We start from the raw sequence: 508 nt of genomic DNA, 5'->3' as shown, positions 1-508 counted from the left end.
CTCATCAACGGCGTGAAGCTGACCGGCGTCGTCACTTCGTTCGACAATTTTTGTGTGTTGTTGCGGCGTGACGGGCACTCCCAGCTCGTCTACAAGCACGCCATTTCCACGATCATGCCGAGCCAGCCGGTTCAGATGTTCGATGGCGAGGAAAGCCAGGGCGCCTGATTGGCACGTGATAAGGACGCGGACCGCAGCGTTCGCGGAAAACAAGGACATCAACTCGGGCCGGAAGCCAAGGATCCGACCCGGGCTGTCGTCATTGTGCCGGTGCTTACCCGCCAGCCGCGCGGCGACGAGGAAACCAGCCGTCCGCGTCTGACCCGCTCGGCGGATGCCCGCCATGACGAGGCGGTAGGGCTTGCCAGCGCCATCGACCTCAACCCGGTCCACACCGCGGTGGTGACGGTCGCCGACCCGCGTCCGGCGACGCTGCTCGGCAGCGGCAAGGTGGCCGAGTTCGCCGACATCGTGAAAGAACGCAAGGCGGAACTGGTCATTGTCGACC

General features: G+C 64.4%; 1 protein-coding gene and 1 pseudogene. Both read left to right on the top strand.

Features of this window, described 5'->3' with window-relative positions; genetic code table 11:
• Positions 1–168, top strand: a 168-nt coding sequence (gene hfq, locus EOA24_RS40575) for an RNA chaperone Hfq (protein WP_127410954.1), incomplete at its 5' end; no start/stop codon positions are given.
• Positions 169–508, top strand: a pseudogene (locus tag EOA24_RS40570) (GTPase HflX); the annotation flags it as partial. It lies immediately after the preceding gene.

It is taken from the genome of Mesorhizobium sp. M2A.F.Ca.ET.039.01.1.1 (genome assembly GCF_003998035.1).
Taxonomy (GTDB): domain Bacteria; phylum Pseudomonadota; class Alphaproteobacteria; order Rhizobiales; family Rhizobiaceae; genus Mesorhizobium.
The sequence above is the reverse complement of the archived record's forward strand: the minus strand, read 5'-3'. Positions and strand labels throughout refer to the sequence as shown.